Source organism: Natronospirillum sp. (assembly GCF_022565775.1).
Taxonomy (GTDB): domain Bacteria; phylum Pseudomonadota; class Gammaproteobacteria; order Pseudomonadales; family Natronospirillaceae; genus Natronospirillum.
This window is the reverse complement of the sequence record NZ_JAIUMC010000078.1, coordinates 1-15,011: the sequence shown is the minus strand read 5'-3', so window position 1 is coordinate 15,011 and position 15,011 is coordinate 1. Positions and strand designations below refer to the sequence as shown.

Sequence of the window (15,011 nt, the reverse complement as noted above, 5' to 3'; positions counted from 1 at the left end):
GTAGGGTCGAACCTGTCGACACCTTTGAAAAGCGGCCCAAGGGCCGCTTTTTTGTGCGTGCGGGACCGTCGCCACGCTCGCGAATCGCCCAGGGGGCTGGGCTCCTACGGACACAAGCACCCAATCCGTTGTAGGCGCCGGCCTTGGCCGCGCTTAGGGTTGTTGTTGCGTGATGCAGTGGATATTGCCGCCGCCCAACAGTATCTCCCGCCCCGGCACCATGACTACCTCATGCTCGGGAAACCATTCCTGCACACACGCACAGGCCACAGTGTCCATCGGGTCGTCGAAGGCGGGCATGATGATGCCGCCATTGCTGATCAGGAAGTTGATATAGCTGCCGGCCAGACGATCGCCTGCCGCCCGTGACATGCCGCTGCTGTCCGGGTCTACACCGGCGGCTTCTTCGGCCGTCATGTACAGTGGGCCCGGCAATGGCAGTTTGTGTACGGTGAGTAAGCGCCCACACGCATCTGTCTGGCCCTGAAGGGCAGCCAGGGCCGCCTGCGACCGAGCATACTGCGGGTCGCTCTCATCATCGGTCCAGGCCAGGGCGATTTCGCCGGGTCGAATGAAGCAGGCCATGTTGTCGATATGGCCGTCCGTTTCGTCTTCAAAGATACCCTCGGGTATCCACAGGACCTTTTCTGCCCCCAGCCAATCGCAAAGGCGCCGCTCGATGTCAGCCTTTGACAGCTGCGGGTTGCGGTTTGGATGCAGCAGGCATTCTTCGGTGGTCAGAACGGTGCCTTCGCCGTCGACATGGATGGCCCCGCCTTCCAGCACGAAATCAGCGCGTTGACCAGGCGTACCGGTCAGCGACACTATCTTGTCGGCGACTTCGTCGTCCCGATCCCAGGGGAAATAGAGTCCGCTGTGCAGGCCGCCCCAGGCATTGAACTGCCAGTCTATGCCCAGAAGCCCACCGGATTCGCCATGCCGAACAAAGGTCGGGCCGACATCGCGCATCCAGGCGTCGTTACTGGACAGTTCGACCACCCGCACGTTGGCGTCCATGCCAAAACAGGTACGCGCATGGCGATACTGCTGCGCCGACACACCCAGTGTGACCGGGGTGAATCGACTGATCGCGCGCGCCACCTCGACAAAGGCCTGCTGTGCCGGCTTGGCACCGAGTCGCCAGTTGTCCGGGCGCTCGGGCCACAGCATCCACACCTGGGACTGTGGCGCCCACTCGGCGGGCATTCGGTAACCACGCAACCCCGGGGGGGTAGGGGAGGGGATCATGACGGTGCTCCATCCTTGGTCAGCAGCGGCGCGTACAGGTCCGGTCGGCGATCCCGAAAGACGCCCCAGGCCTGCCGCTTGGTGCGCAGCTCCGCCAGGTCAAAACTGTGTGTGATGACTCCGGTATCCGACTGGTTCATTTCCTTCACCCGGGTGCCAGTTTCATCGGCAATAAAGGACGACCCGTAGAAGGTGATTTTGCTGTTGCCCTGCTGTTCGGTGCCCACCCGGTTGCAGGCGATCACCGGCATGACATTGGCCGCGGCATGGCCACACTGGGTATTCAGCCAGTGGGGTCTGGAGTCCAGTGTCGGGTCCTGGGGCTCACTGCCGATGGCGGTCGGGAAGAACAGCAGTTCTGCGCCCATCAGGGCCATGGCGCGTGCGGTCTCCGGGAACCATTGATCCCAGCAGATGCCCACACCGATGCGCCCATAGGCGGTGTCCCACACCTTGAAACCGGTATCTCCCGGGGTAAAGTAGAACTTCTCCGAATAACCCGGCCCGTCCGGAATATGCGTCTTGCGGTAGATCCCCAGCACTGAACCATCGGCATCCACAATGGCGATACTGTTGTAGAAGACGTTGTTGGCCCGCTCGTAGAAGCTGATGGGCAGAACCACGTTCAGTTCCTTCGCCACCTTCCTGAAGTGCCGCAAGGCGGGGTTCTCTTCCAGAGGCGTGGCGAAGGACAAGTAGTCATACTGCTGTTCCTGGCAAAAATAGCAGCGCTCGAACAGTTCCTGCAGCAGAATGATCTGTGCACCCTGTCCGGCCGCCTCGCGCACCAGGGCATCCGCGTGGCTGATATTCTCGTCCACATCCCAGCCACAGGCCATTTGCGTGGCCGCCACGGTCACAACCGTCATGAGCAACTCTCCTTCAGTTCAGGCGCTTCACACATAGGGTAGCAGCAGGTCAAGCTCCATGGGTGTAATCTGCTGTTCGAACAAGCGAGTTTCGCCCCACTTGCAGGCGGCGTACACATCGGTGAACTCCGCACCAAAGGTTTCCCGAACCCAGGTACTGTTTTCGAAGGTGCGCAATGCATCCCGCGGATTGTCAGCCAGTGTTTCATGGTCCTGATCGTAGGCATTGCCCACCACCGCCGGACCGGGTTCTATCTTGTTTTCCAGCCCGTGCTGGACCCCGGCCAATACCGCGGCCACGGCCAGATACGGATTGGCATCCGCGCCCGCCAGGCGGTGTTCGACCCGATAGGCCGCCCGACCTCCGGAAGGAATGCGCATGGCAACGGTGCGGTTGTCATAGCCCCAGGTCTTGCTGTTGGGGGCATAGATCTCGGAACTCAGGCGCCGATAGCTGTTAATGGTGGGGAAGGTCAGCGCCTGCGTCAGGTCGGCGGTCTTGAGCAGGCCACCGATGGCGTGCCGCAATGGCGGGTGCTGTTCCGGGTCATCGGCGCTGAAAATATTGTTGCCCTCGCTGTCGAGCAGGCTCAGATGGATATGCGTGCCGGAGCCGGCCTGATCAATATAGGGCTTGGCCATGAAGGTGGCTTCCAGGCCGAATTCGCGTGCCGCATGACGGATGATGCGCTTGAGCATTATGGCATGGTCGGCGGCATCCAGTGGGTTGTTGCAGTGGTGCAGGTTTACCTCGAACTGGCCGGGTGCATATTCCGCGATGACGCCATCTGCCGGCAGGTTCTGCTCGCGCGCCATGCGCAGGGCTTCCTGAATAAAAGCATCATAGTCGTCCAGATCATCCATCGAGTAGACCTGGGTCGTGTTCATACGACGGCCTGTGGTGGGTGATACCGGAGGCTGCAGTCGGTTCCAGGCATCGCGTTCACGATCCACCAGATAGAACTCCAGCTCTACCGCCACCACGGCGGTATAGCCCAGGCGATTGAAGCGCTCGTTGATCCGGGTCAGTACCTGGCGCGGGTCTGACGGAAAGGGGGTAACGCCATCGGTTTCAAACATGGTCACCAGCGCCTGCGCGCGCCCTTCGAGCCACGGCACCATAGTCAGAGAGCCCGGTACCGGCCGGCAGATACGGTCTGCGTCCCCGGTATCGACGCCAAGCCCGGTGGACTCCACGGTGGTGCCCGTGGCATCCAGCGCGTAGACCGACCCGGGGAGCGAGAAGCCGTCCCGATAAACCTTGCGGATGGTATCCCGCTCTGTTCGCTTGCCCCGCACCATGCCATTCAGATCGGTGGTCAGCAGCTCGATGGTCTGGACGTCCGGGTGGGCAGCCAGAAACTCAGTCAACTCTTTCGACATGTTGCAGTCCTCAAAGGGGGTCCGGATTCAGGCCGCCCATACACAGATATTTAAGTTCGGTATATTCATCCAGCCCGTGACGGGAGCCTTCGCGCCCCAGTCCGGATTCCTTGACTCCGCCAAAGGGCGCCACTTCGGTCGATATAATGCCTTCGTTGATTCCGACCATGCCGTATTCCAGGGCTTCCGCCACGCGCCAGACACGACTGATATCGCGCGTATAGAAATAGGCTGCCAGCCCAAAGGGTGTGTCATTGGCCATCTGCACGGCTTCTTCATCAGTGTCGAACCGGTACAGGGCAGCCACCGGGCCGAAGATCTCTTCCTGAGACAGCGCCATCTCGGGCGTGGTATCGGCCAACACTGTGGGCTGGTAAAAGTTGCCCCCCAACGCGTGACGGGCGCCGCCGGTCAACACTCGGGCTCCTTGCTGCTGTGCGTCGGCCACCAGACGTTCGACTTTCTCCAGAGCCGCCGTGTTGATCAGCGGCCCCTGTTTCACATCCTTCTCCAGCCCGGCACCGACTGCCAGAGCCGCACTGGCTTCCGCCATCTTTTCGGCAAAGCGGTCATAGATACCGGACTGCACCAGAAACCGATTGGTGCAGACACAGGTCTGTCCGGTATTGCGGTATTTGGCGGCCATGGCGCCTGTGACAGCAGACTCCAGATCTGCATCATCAAAAACGATAAAGGGCGCGTTGCCACCCAGTTCCATCGATACCCGACGCACCCCGTCGGCCGCCTGGCGCAGCAGGATCTTGCCCACGGCGGTGGAGCCGGTAAAGGACACCTTGCGCACCGCCGGGTGCGTGGTCAGCACCTTGCCTACCTCATCACCGCGACTGGCGGTCACAATATTGAGCACGCCGTCCGGCAGGCCGGCCTGGCGGCCGAGTTCGGCCATCGCCAGTGCGGTCAGCGGCGTCGCCTCGGCCGGCTTGACCACCATGGTGCAGCCGGCGGCCAGTGCCGGTGCCACCTTGCGCGTAATCATCGCCAGCGGGAAGTTCCAGGGGGTAATGGCGGTGCAGACGCCGACGGGCTGTCGCATGGTCAGTATGCGGCGGTCTGCGGCTGGGGTGGGAATTACCTCTCCATAGGCGCGTCTGCCTTCAGCGGCAAACCAGCGGACAAAGGAGGCCCCGTAGCCGACCTCGCCCATCGATTCTGCCAACGGCTTCCCGCACTCCCGGGTCATCAGGCGCGCCAGGGGCTCCTGATGGGCCATGATCAGCTCATACCATTTCTCCAGGATGCGGGCGCGATGGTCAGCCGTGGTGTGCTTCCAGCTCTGGAAGGCCCGGGCGGAGCTCTCGATAGCGTGTTCTGCATCCTCAGCCGTGCAGTCCGTAACACGGGTCAGATTCTCGCCATCGGCCGGGTCAAGCACCGAAAAGGTGCGCTCGTGCTTTGCCTTGTACCATTTTCCATGAATAAAGGGCTGACTGTAGAGCAGATCCTGTGTCATTGTGCTGGCCTCCGGATGCAGTTTTCTGCAGCCTGTTCGGATTGCGGGCGGGGCAGTCTGGAAACGCGAAAACTGCCATGATTTCACCCTGGATTCGAGGTTCAATATAATTTACGAGGTGCTGATTTTGAACACTTGTGTTAATTATTTTTTATGATAACGTGTGAAAAAACAAACATTATCTTGTGGTTCAGAGCATGAATCAGTCCATAACCATGTCGTCAGGAAAGCCTCTAAAGCAGGCAAAAGGCAAGCCCTGGGTTGGTGTCGTCACCGACATGAAGACCCTCGATCCCCACCGTTTTTACGCTGCCGGAGAAAAGTATCTGCAGGCTCTGACCGATGCTGCAGATGTCGTGCCAGTGCTGCTTCCCCTGATGAGCGACCGGGTGGCCCTGCAGGACTGGTTGGCACGCCTGGACGGGGTGTTTCTGACCGGCGCCTACTCCAACGTGCATCCACGGCATTTCGATCAAACGGATGAAATACCCGATACGGAGCACGATGAAGCCCGCGATGCACTGAGTCTGGATCTGATCAGGGCGGTTCTGGGTGCCGGCAAGCCTTTGTTCGGGGTGTGCCGCGGTTTCCAGGAAATGAATGTCGCTCTTGGTGGGTCGCTGCACCAGAATCTGCATCTGACTGGGCTCTATCAGGAACACCGGGAAGACAAGTCGCAGCCACTGGCCGTGCAGTATGGTCCGGCCCACGAGGTCGAACTGACCGCCGGTGGTCAGCTCGCGCAGATCACGGGTACCGACCGCATGCAGGTCAACTCTGTGCATACCCAGGGCGTTGCAGAACTGGCGCAGGGTTTGCAGGTCGAGGCCAGGGCCGCGGACGGCCTGGTGGAAGCGTTCAGTGTCATATCATCATCAACCTTTGCGCTTGGCGTGCAGTGGCACCCCGAATGGGAAGTGCTGCAGCACCCGCACAACCGGGCATTGTTTGCTGCCTTTGGTAACGCCTGTCGCGAGGCCGTCCCTACAACTTCCAGCCGGTAATTTATGAAAAAGCTGACCCAGTGGTTGAATGACAACCAGATTACAGAAATAGAATGCATTACCCCAGACCAAACGGGGATTGCCCGGGGCAAGATCATGCCCACGGACAAGTTCATCGCAGAGAAAGGCATCCGCCTGCCGGAAAGTGTGCTGCTGCAGACCGCTACCGGCGATTACCCCGATGACGAAACCTATTACAACATTCTCGATCCGGCTGACATCGACATGCGCATGAAGCCGGATGAAGACGCGGTGTTCAAGGTGCCGTGGGCGCACGAACCCACGGCGCAGATCATTCATGACTGCTATGACGCCATGGGCAATGCCATTGGCTTGTCGCCGCGCAATGTGCTCAAGCGGGTGCTGCAGCTCTATATCGACCGGGGCTGGCAGCCGATCGTGGCACCGGAAGTCGAGTTCTATCTGACCCAGCGCTGCACCGACCCCGACCTCCCCCTGGTCCCCCCCATCGGGCGCTCGGGCCGGGCGGAAAGTGGCCGTCAGTCGTTCAGCATTGACGCGGCCAACGAATATGACCCCATCATTGAAGACATCTACGACTGGAGTGAAGCCCAAAAACTGGATATCGACACCCTGATCCACGAGGAGGGGGTGGCGCAGATGGAGTTCAACTTCCGTCACGGCGATCCGCTGAAGCTTGCCGACCAGGTGTTTGTATTCAAGCGCACCGTCCGTGAGGCGGCATTGAAGCACAATATATCCGCCACCTTCATGGCCAAGCCGATTACCAATGAGCCGGGCAGCTCCATGCACATTCACCAGAGCGTGCTGGATGCCAAGACCGGTCGAAATCTGTTTTCCAACGAAAACGGCACCATGTCGGAACTGTTCCTGAATTTCATCGGGGGTATGCAAACCTACATTCCCAGCGCCATGCCCCTGTTTGCGCCTAATGTGAACAGCTACCGGCGCTATTTGCCGGGCGAGGCCGGCAACTCGCCGGTCAACATCGAGTGGGCGGAAGACAATCGCACGGTGGGCCTGCGGGTACCCAATTCCGAACCGGATGCGCGGCGGGTGGAGAACCGGCTGCCGGGTTCCGATACCAATCCCTACATCGCCATGGCCACCAATCTGGCCTGCGGGTATCTGGGCATGGTCGAGGGTTTGAAGCCCCGCAAGCCAGTGTCCGAGCGCCTGGGTGACGAAGCCGATCCGAACATGCCCTTCAATCTCGAGGCTGCTCTTGAAGCCATGGCAGACTGTGAAACCCTGCGTGAACTGCTCGGCCCGACTTTTGTCGATGGCTTTATTGCAACGCGCTGGGCTGAATACGAAGGCTTCAAGCGCGTGATCAGCTCCTGGGAGCGCGAATACCTGTTGTCGACTGTCTGAAGTCAGGGGGCCTGAACACATGAGCACGACCGCACATTGGCAAGCACTGGGTAGGGCCCACCTGTTCCAGCCGTTCGTCGACAATGGCGCTCTGCAGCAGGAAGGAGCCCGGGTAATTACCCGCGCCGAGGGCTGCCATATCTGGGACAGTGAGGGCAACCGGTTTCTGGATGCGTTTGCCGGCCTGTGGTGTGTGAACGTGGGCTATGGTCGTCCCGAACTGGCAGATGCGGCGGCGCGCCAGATGCGCGAACTGCCTTACTACAATCTGTTTTTCAAGACGGTAACACCACCGGTTGCAGAGTTGGCCGGCGCCATTGCCGAACTGACACCGCCGCACATGAACCGGGTGTTCTTCACCAATTCGGGCAGTGAAGCCAATGACAGTGTGTTTCGCATGGTGCGCCTCTACTGGCAGTTGCAGGGCGAGCCGGAGCGACAGATCATCATTGCGCGGCACAATGCCTATCACGGCTCGACGGTAGCCGGGGCCAGTCTGGGTGGCATGAAGCCTATGCATCGTCAGGGTGGCCTTCCGATCCCCGACATAGAGCATGTTCAACAGCCCTACTGGTTTGACGAGGGCGGTGATTTGACGCCCGAAGCCTTTGGCCTGAAGGCCGCGCAAGCGCTGGAAGAGCGTATTCTGGAAGTCGGTGCGGACAAGGTGGCTGCCTTCATTGCCGAGCCGATTCAGGGCGCCGGTGGTGTCATTATCCCGCCAGACAGCTATTGGCCGGAAGTGCAGCGCATCGTGCGTAAATATAATATTCTTCTGGTGGTGGATGAAGTCATTTGCGGGTTTGGCCGCACCGGGGAGTGGTTCGGGTCGGACTACTATGGTCTCGAGCCCGATCTGATGTCGATTGCCAAGGGGCTGTCATCCGGTTATGCACCTATAGGCGGCGTGGTCATGGCAGACGACTTTGCGGCGGTGCTCAGCGAGAAGGCCGGTGATTTCAATCATGGCTTTACCTACTCCGGCCATCCGGTCAGTGCTGCGGTAGCGCTGGAGAATATCCGTATTCTGCGTGACGAGAATATCGTCAGCAGAGTAAAAGAACACACAGGTCCGCGCTTCCGGGAACGGCTGCAAAGCCTGGCTGACCATCCGCTGGTCGGCGAGGTACGCAGTGTCGGGTTGCTGGGTGCGTTGGAACTGGTGCAGGACCGGGACACGCGTGAGCGTTTTCCAAAAGTAGGCCAGACCGGCGCACTGTGTCGGGATCTGGCCCTGGAAGAGGGGCTGGTGCTACGTGCAACGGGTGATACTCTGTTGTTCTCACCACCGCTGATTCTGAGTGAGCAGCAAATGGACGAAGTTATCACAACAACAAAGAGTGCACTGGATCGCGCCTGGGCACAGTTGAGCTGAACCTGGCGTTTTGCCGGACCGGAGCCGGCACACTCACGACCTATAACAGGGGAACTGAAGCATGCAAACAACACTGAAACTCTCAGTACTCGGCGTCGCCCTGGCGACCGCCAGCGGTATGGCGCTGGCGCAGGGCCAGGTCAATATCTACAACTGGTCCGATTACGTGGCAGAAGACACCATCTCGAACTTCGAAGAGCGTTACGGCATCACGGTATCCTATGATGTGTACGACTCCAATGAAGTGCTGGAGGCGGTCGTCCTGGCCGGTAGCTCAGGCTATGACGTCGTTGTGCCAACGGGCAGCAACATGGCGCGGCAGATCGAGGCGGGTGCCTATCAGAGACTGGACCGCTCACAGATTCCCAACTGGGACAATCTGGATCCGGCCCTGCTGGCGACGCTGGAAACCTATGATCCGGGCAACCTTTACTCTGTCCCCTATCAGTGGGGCACCACGGGTGTCGGGTACAACGTGCAGATGGTAGAAGAGATTCTGGGTGACGATGCACCCATCGGCAGTTGGGATCTGGTGTTCGATCCGGAGATCGTCTCGCAGTTGGCCGAGTGCGGGGTTGCCTTCCTCGACAGTGGCGACGAAATGCTGCCGCTGGCCATGCACTATCTGGGACTGGATCCCAACTCGCATGACACCGCCGATATCAATGCGGCGCGCGATCTGCTGGTCGAGGTGGCACCGCATCTGACCTATCTGCACAGTTCACGCTATATCTCGGATCTGGCCAACGGCGAGATCTGTGTGGCGATTGGCTGGTCTGGTGATGTCTACATGGCACGCTGGCGCGCCGAAGAGGCCGGACGTGATTATGACATCCGCTACTACATTCCCGTTGAAGGAACCATTGCCTGGTCCGACATGATGGTGATCCCGGCGGATGCGCCCAACCCTGAAAATGCACACAAGTTCATCAACTACATTCTGGACCCGCAGGTCAGTGCCGATCTGAGCAACTATGTCTGGTATGGCAACCCCAACCTGGCAGCCCGCGAATTCCTGGATGAAGACCTGCTGAACGATCCGGGTGTATTCCCTGATGAAAGCGCAGAGCTGTTCACCATGCAGGTTCGTCCGCCCGCGGTAGAGCGTGTGGTGACCCGCGCCTGGAACGCAGTGCGCACCGCCAACTGATCGGCACTGACCAAAGTGCTGTGATATACAGGCAGTCCCGGGGTTCATTGAGGCCTTGGGACTGCCTTATGCTTCTCTCCAGCCGGTGAAACGGGAGTTTTCAGCAATGAGCGATACGGCTGCAGCCCAACCTTCGGAAATCCGAACACGACAACGCGTCAAGAAAGACGCCATGATGTCCATCGAGCAAGTCAGCAAGGAGTTCGACGGTACCTATGCCGTGGATTCCGTCAGCCTGGAGATCTACAGTGGCGAGATATTTGCGTTGCTGGGCGCCTCGGGTTCGGGCAAGTCGACGCTGCTGCGCATGCTGGCCGGGTTCGAGCAGCCCACCAGTGGCCGTATTCGACTGGATGGTGAGGATCTGACCGGAATGCCGCCCTACAAGCGGCCCATCAACATGATGTTTCAGTCCTACGCACTGTTCCCGCACATGACGGTGGAGCAGAACCTGGCTTTTGGCCTGCGTCAGGACCGGTTGCCACGACACGAAATCAAGAGCCGCGTAGCGCGCATGCTGGACATGGTCCAGATGAGCAAATACGCCCGGCGCAAGCCCCATCAGTTGTCCGGTGGTCAACGACAGCGCGTGGCCCTGGCCCGCAGTCTGGCCAAGCAGCCCAAGATGCTGCTACTGGATGAACCCATGGGGGCATTGGACAAGAAGCTGCGTACCCGTATGCAGCTTGAAGTGGTCGACATCCTCGAAAGCGTGGGTGTGACCTGTGTGATGGTCACACACGACCAGGAAGAGGCCATGACGATGGCCGACCGCATTGCCATCATGGACGAAGGGCGTATTGAACAGATCGGCTCGCCCATTGATGTCTACGAAAGCCCGAAGAATAGAATGGTGGCCGAGTTTATCGGCTCCGTGAATATCATTCCTGCCCATATCGAGGCGGATGAAGAAGACCACATGGTTCTGAGTGCGGCGGACCTGCCGGTGCCCATCTATATCGGCCATGGGGTCAGTTCCGGTATTGATGACCGGGACATGCTGTTTGCCATACGACCGGAGAAAACCATTCTCTGTACCGAAAAGCCCGATGGCGAATACAACTGGGCTCAGGGCACTGTGTCGGATATCGCCTATCTGGGCGGGCACAGCGTCTACCATGTGCGCCTGGACAGCGGTCTGGTGGTACAGACCGTGCTGGCCAATACAGAGCGCCGGACGCCTCGGCCCACCTGGGAGGATGTGGTTTGGGTCAGTTGGGACTCCGACAGCGGCGTTGTGCTGCGCAACTGAGGAGCCGGACTCATGCGACGAATTGACCTTTCCCGTATTCCCGGAGCCCGCTGGGGGATTATCAGCAGCCCCTATCTCTGGATGCTGCTGTTCTTTCTGCTGCCGTTTGCCATTGTAGCGCGCATCTCTGTTGCCGAGGCGCAGTTTTCCATCCCCCCCTATTCAGCCCTGTTCAACTGGGCAGCAGACCGGCTGACCATCGAGATCAGCTTCGCCAATTTCCAGTGGCTGATGGAGGATGACACCTATTTTCGTGCCTACTGGCAGAGTATCCGAATCGCGTTTTACAGCACCCTGATGTGTATTGCGATTGGCTATCCGGTGGCCTACACCATCGCAAAGGCACCACCCAGTGTGCAGCCGACGCTGCTGCTGCTGATTCTGCTGCCCAGCTGGACCTCGTTTCTGATTCGGGTCTACGCCTGGATGGGCCTGTTGAGCAACCGGGGGCTGATCAATCAGGCTCTGGTGGGGCTGGGCATTACCGACGGCCCGATACAGATGCTGAACACCAACTTCGCGGTCTATGTGGGGGTGGTGTATGCCTATCTGCCCTTCATGATTCTGCCGCTCTACGCCAACCTGGTGAAGCACGACAATACGCTGCTGGAGGCGGCCAGTGATCTGGGCGCGCGCAAGATCATCACCTTCCTGCGCATCACGCTGCCACTGTCCAAAAACGGCCTGATTGCCGGCTCCATGCTCGTCTTTATTCCGGTGGTCGGTGAATACGTGATTCCCGAACTGCTGGGTGGCCGGCAGACTTTGATGATCGGCAAGGTGCTGTGGCAGGAGTTCTTCAACAACCGGGACTGGCCGATGGCCGGGGCACTGGCACTGGTGATGATCCTGATCCTGTTGGTACCCATATTGATCTTCATGCGCGTGCAGCAGAAGGAACTGGAGGGCCGGCGATGAAGTCACTGACCTTTACCCGCTGCATGTTCTGGTTCGGGATTCTGTTCCTGTATTTGCCGATGGTCGTGCTGATCATCTACTCCTTCAATGCCGGGCGCAATGTGCAGGTGTGGGCCGGGTTCTCCACCCACTGGTATGCCGAAGTGCTGCGCGACCGACAGCTGATTGCTGCCCTGTGGCGCTCACTGCGGGTGGCGTTTTTCTCCGCTACCGCAGCCATGCTGCTTGGGCTGCTGGCCTCCATCGCCATCATCCGCATGAAGCGGTTCCGCGGGCGCGGGCTGCTGTCGGGCATGGTGACCGCACCGCTGGTCATGCCGGATGTGATCATCGGTGTCTCGCTGCTGATGCTGTTCGTGTCGCTGCAACAGGCCATTGGCTGGCCGGCAGGGCGCGGGCTGAACACCGTGTTTATCGCCCATACCACCTTCTGCGTGGCCTATTCGACGGTGGTCATTTCATCGCGCCTGCGCGAGCTGGACGAGAGTCTGGAGGAGGCCGCCCAGGACCTGGGGGCCACACCGGTCGCCACCTTCTTCCTGGTGACGCTGCCGATCATCTGGCCGGCGCTGCTGTCGGCCTGGTTGCTGTCGTTCACCCTGTCGCTGGACGATGTGGTCATCGCCTCCTTCGTCACCGGCCCGGGGGCTACCACGCTGCCCATCGAAGTGTTCTCGTCAGTGCGTCTGGGGGTTTCGCCCAAGATCAATGCGTTGGCAACCATGATCATACTGGCGGTGTCGCTGGTAGCCTTTACCAGTTGGTATGTGACGCGACGCATCGACATCCGCAACCGGCGACTGCAGGTGCAGTATCTGAAAGAAGCGGAGTAGGCCTCCGTTGTGGGCGCTGGCTTGCCTGCGCTGACGTTCATCAGAGCGCGACCCGGGTCGCGCTCGGACCGATCAGAAATTGGCGGGTGTGGTGGCCGACACGATGACGCACCGCTCGTCATGCGGGTTGCGAAAGCGGTGCGGCCGGGTGGAGTCGAAGTAGTAGCCATCACCCACATCCAGCAGGTAGGCCTGATCGTCCACGGTCAGTTCCAGCCGGCCCTCGATCACCAGGCCGCATTCTTCGCCCTGGTGTTCGTAGGGTTCGACACCGGTGTCCGTGCCGGGTTCGTAGGTTTCGACCATAAAGGCAATGGCGCGCTGACCAAAGGCCTTGCCGACCAGTTCCATCTGCACATTGCCGGACACGCTGAGGTCCAGACGCTCGTTCTGGCGATAGACAACCTGCGGATGGTTCTGCTTTTCTTCTGCATCGAAGAATTCGACCAGAGACATGGGAATGCCCGCCAGCACCTTTTTGAGAGAGCTGACACTCGGGCTGACACTGCTTTTTTCGATCATTGATATGGTGCTGTTGGTGACTCCGGCGCGCTTGGCCAGTTCACGCTGTGACAGGCCGTATTGTTTTCGAAGCTGCTTGAGTCTTGGGCCCACGTCCAAATCGAGATCCTCCTTTGCCGGGAATGGCCTGGATTGGCTGCCCTCTGCGGGGCTTATCGGTTATGATGTGTCAATTATATAAAACACTTGAATGAAATAATATACAAATATGAGCCAGTTGTTGAATCCCGCCACTCATGGCGATGACCACCCGAAATCCTACTATGTTGCCACCGCACACCCCATGCCCGAGCACCCGTCTCTGACCGGTGAGGTGCATGGTCAGGTCTGTGTGGTCGGTGGTGGTTTTTCCGGCGTCAATACCGCATTGGAACTGGCTGAGCGGGGCTTTGACGTAGTGCTGCTGGAAGCCAGACGGATTGGCTGGGGCGCCTCGGGCCGCAATGGCGGTCAACTGCTGCGCGGCATTGGCCATGGTACAGAACCATTTCGAAAGGTCATCGGCGACGAAGGCGTGGCGGCCATTGATGCCATGGGGTTCGAGTCGGTCGAACTGGTGCGCGAGCGTATCACCCGTTATGACATCGACTGCGACCTGCGTATGGGCTACTGCGACCTGGCCAACAAGCCGGCGCACATGAAGGCATTTGCCGAAGAAAAAGACTGGCTGCAACAGCAAGGCTACCCGCACCATGTTGAACTGGTGCCACGCGAGCGGCTGCGCGAAGTGGTCGGCTCGACACGCTACTGTGGCGGCATGATCGATATGGGCTGCGGGCATCTGCATCCGCTCAACCTGTTGCTGGGCGAAGCTGCCGCCGCGGTCAAACTGGGCGTGAAGATTTACGAGAAGTCACCTGTCACCCGAGTAGAGCGGCAGGCTGACGAGCGCTATCTCGTGCATACCGCTGAAGGCACGGTACAGGCCGAGAAAGTCGTGCTGTGCGGCAATGCCTATGTGCAGGGCCTGCACCCGGTGCTGGAAGGCAAGGTGTTGCCCGCCGGCAGCTATGTGGTGGCCACCGAACCGCTGCCCGAAAGCACCTGTCAGCGTCTGCTGCCCGGCAACCATGCCGTCTGCGACCAGCGGGTGGATCTGGACTATTATCGCCTGACGCCCGACAGGCGGTTGCTGTTCGGCGGCCTTTGCACCTATTCCGGCCGCGACCCCAAGGACATCCGCGCCGCCCTGCGGCCCAACATCAAACGAGTGTTCCCGGCCCTGGGGGAGGTAAAGCTGGACTATGCCTGGGGCGGCATGATCGGCATCGGCGCCAACCGCATGCCGCAGATCGGCCGCCTGCCGGACGGCATCTATCATGCCCAGGCCTACTCCGGCCACGGCCTCAATGCGACCCACATGGCCGCCCGCGTGCTGGCTGAAACCATCAGCCAGGAAAGCCAGCGCATCGACGTGTTCAACCGCATACCCCACATGACCTTCCCGGGCGGCCGCAAGCTGCGCTCACCCCTGCTGGCGCTGGGGATGCTCTACTACCGGATGAAAGACCTGCTCTAAATGTAGGCTGTGGGCCTTGCCCACGCATCGACCCCCGGCGAGGTGTTATCCCACCCTGTAGATACCGTCTCTCCGTATCGGCTTCAACACCTTTCTCAAGTGTGTTGAGGC

General features: G+C 59.8%; 13 protein-coding genes. 8 read left to right on the top strand and 5 right to left on the bottom strand.

The genetic code is table 11. The annotated features are described in order from the left end of the window. Positions 1-153 precede the first annotated feature (153 nt). From aguA to LAT62_RS12730, 4 genes are read right to left on the bottom strand one after another with little or no spacing between them, the layout of a single operon-like run. Positions 154-1,248, bottom strand: coding sequence for an agmatine deiminase (aguA, locus tag LAT62_RS12745; protein ID WP_293384462.1), 1,095 nt, complete (start codon positions 1,246-1,248; stop codon positions 154-156). Continuing rightward, positions 1,245-2,117: an N-carbamoylputrescine amidase gene (gene aguB, locus LAT62_RS12740; protein WP_293384459.1), complete on the bottom strand. Its 873-nt coding sequence runs from the start codon at positions 2,115-2,117 to the stop codon at positions 1,245-1,247. The genes aguA and aguB overlap by 4 nt, the downstream gene beginning before the upstream one ends. A gap of 27 nt (positions 2,118-2,144) precedes the next feature. Further along, positions 2,145-3,500, bottom strand: coding sequence for a glutamine synthetase family protein (locus LAT62_RS12735; RefSeq protein WP_293384456.1), 1,356 nt, complete (start codon positions 3,498-3,500; stop codon positions 2,145-2,147). 10 nt (positions 3,501-3,510) lie between these two features. Further along, positions 3,511-4,971, bottom strand: a complete 1,461-nt coding sequence (locus tag LAT62_RS12730; RefSeq protein ID WP_293384453.1) for an NAD-dependent succinate-semialdehyde dehydrogenase — start codon at positions 4,969-4,971, stop codon at positions 3,511-3,513. A gap of 197 nt (positions 4,972-5,168) precedes the next feature. On the opposite strand from LAT62_RS12730, the gene LAT62_RS12725 reads away from it, so the two are divergent. The 7 genes from LAT62_RS12725 (at position 5,169) to LAT62_RS12695 (ending at position 12,859) form a co-directional block, all read left to right on the top strand. Further along, positions 5,169-5,975 carry a gamma-glutamyl-gamma-aminobutyrate hydrolase family protein gene (locus LAT62_RS12725; RefSeq protein WP_293384450.1) on the top strand — a complete coding sequence of 269 codons (807 nt, stop codon included), beginning with the start codon at positions 5,169-5,171 and terminating at the stop codon, positions 5,973-5,975. Between the two features lie 3 nt (positions 5,976-5,978). Continuing rightward, positions 5,979-7,331 carry a glutamine synthetase family protein gene (locus LAT62_RS12720; RefSeq protein WP_293384447.1) on the top strand — a complete coding sequence of 451 codons (1,353 nt, stop codon included), beginning with the start codon at positions 5,979-5,981 and terminating at the stop codon, positions 7,329-7,331. A 19-nt stretch (positions 7,332-7,350) separates the two neighbouring features. After that, the gene (locus LAT62_RS12715) at positions 7,351-8,706 is read left to right on the top strand and encodes an aspartate aminotransferase family protein (RefSeq protein WP_293384444.1); all 1,356 of its coding nucleotides are present in this window, start codon (positions 7,351-7,353) and stop codon (positions 8,704-8,706) included. A gap of 61 nt (positions 8,707-8,767) precedes the next feature. Continuing rightward, positions 8,768-9,856 carry a polyamine ABC transporter substrate-binding protein gene (locus LAT62_RS12710; protein WP_293384441.1) on the top strand — a complete coding sequence of 363 codons (1,089 nt, stop codon included), beginning with the start codon at positions 8,768-8,770 and terminating at the stop codon, positions 9,854-9,856. A 106-nt stretch (positions 9,857-9,962) separates the two neighbouring features. Beyond that, positions 9,963-11,108 carry a polyamine ABC transporter ATP-binding protein gene (locus tag LAT62_RS12705; protein ID WP_293384438.1) on the top strand — a complete coding sequence of 382 codons (1,146 nt, stop codon included), beginning with the start codon at positions 9,963-9,965 and terminating at the stop codon, positions 11,106-11,108. Positions 11,109-11,120: 12 nt separating this feature from the next. Then, positions 11,121-12,026: an ABC transporter permease subunit gene (locus LAT62_RS12700; protein WP_293384435.1), complete on the top strand. Its 906-nt coding sequence runs from the start codon at positions 11,121-11,123 to the stop codon at positions 12,024-12,026. Then, positions 12,023-12,859, top strand: coding sequence for an ABC transporter permease subunit (locus tag LAT62_RS12695; protein ID WP_293384432.1), 837 nt, complete (start codon positions 12,023-12,025; stop codon positions 12,857-12,859). The genes LAT62_RS12700 and LAT62_RS12695 overlap by 4 nt, the downstream gene beginning before the upstream one ends. Positions 12,860-12,931: 72 nt before the next feature. On the opposite strand, the gene LAT62_RS12690 is transcribed toward LAT62_RS12695, so the two are convergent. Further along, positions 12,932-13,480, bottom strand: a complete 549-nt coding sequence (locus tag LAT62_RS12690) for a cupin domain-containing protein (RefSeq protein ID WP_293384429.1) — start codon at positions 13,478-13,480, stop codon at positions 12,932-12,934. Positions 13,481-13,589: 109 nt separating this feature from the next. Between LAT62_RS12690 and LAT62_RS12685 the strand changes: the two genes are divergently transcribed. Then, entirely contained in the window at positions 13,590-14,900 is a 1,311-nt protein-coding gene (locus LAT62_RS12685) for an FAD-binding oxidoreductase (protein WP_293384426.1), read from the top strand. Positions 14,901-15,011 lie beyond the last annotated feature (111 nt).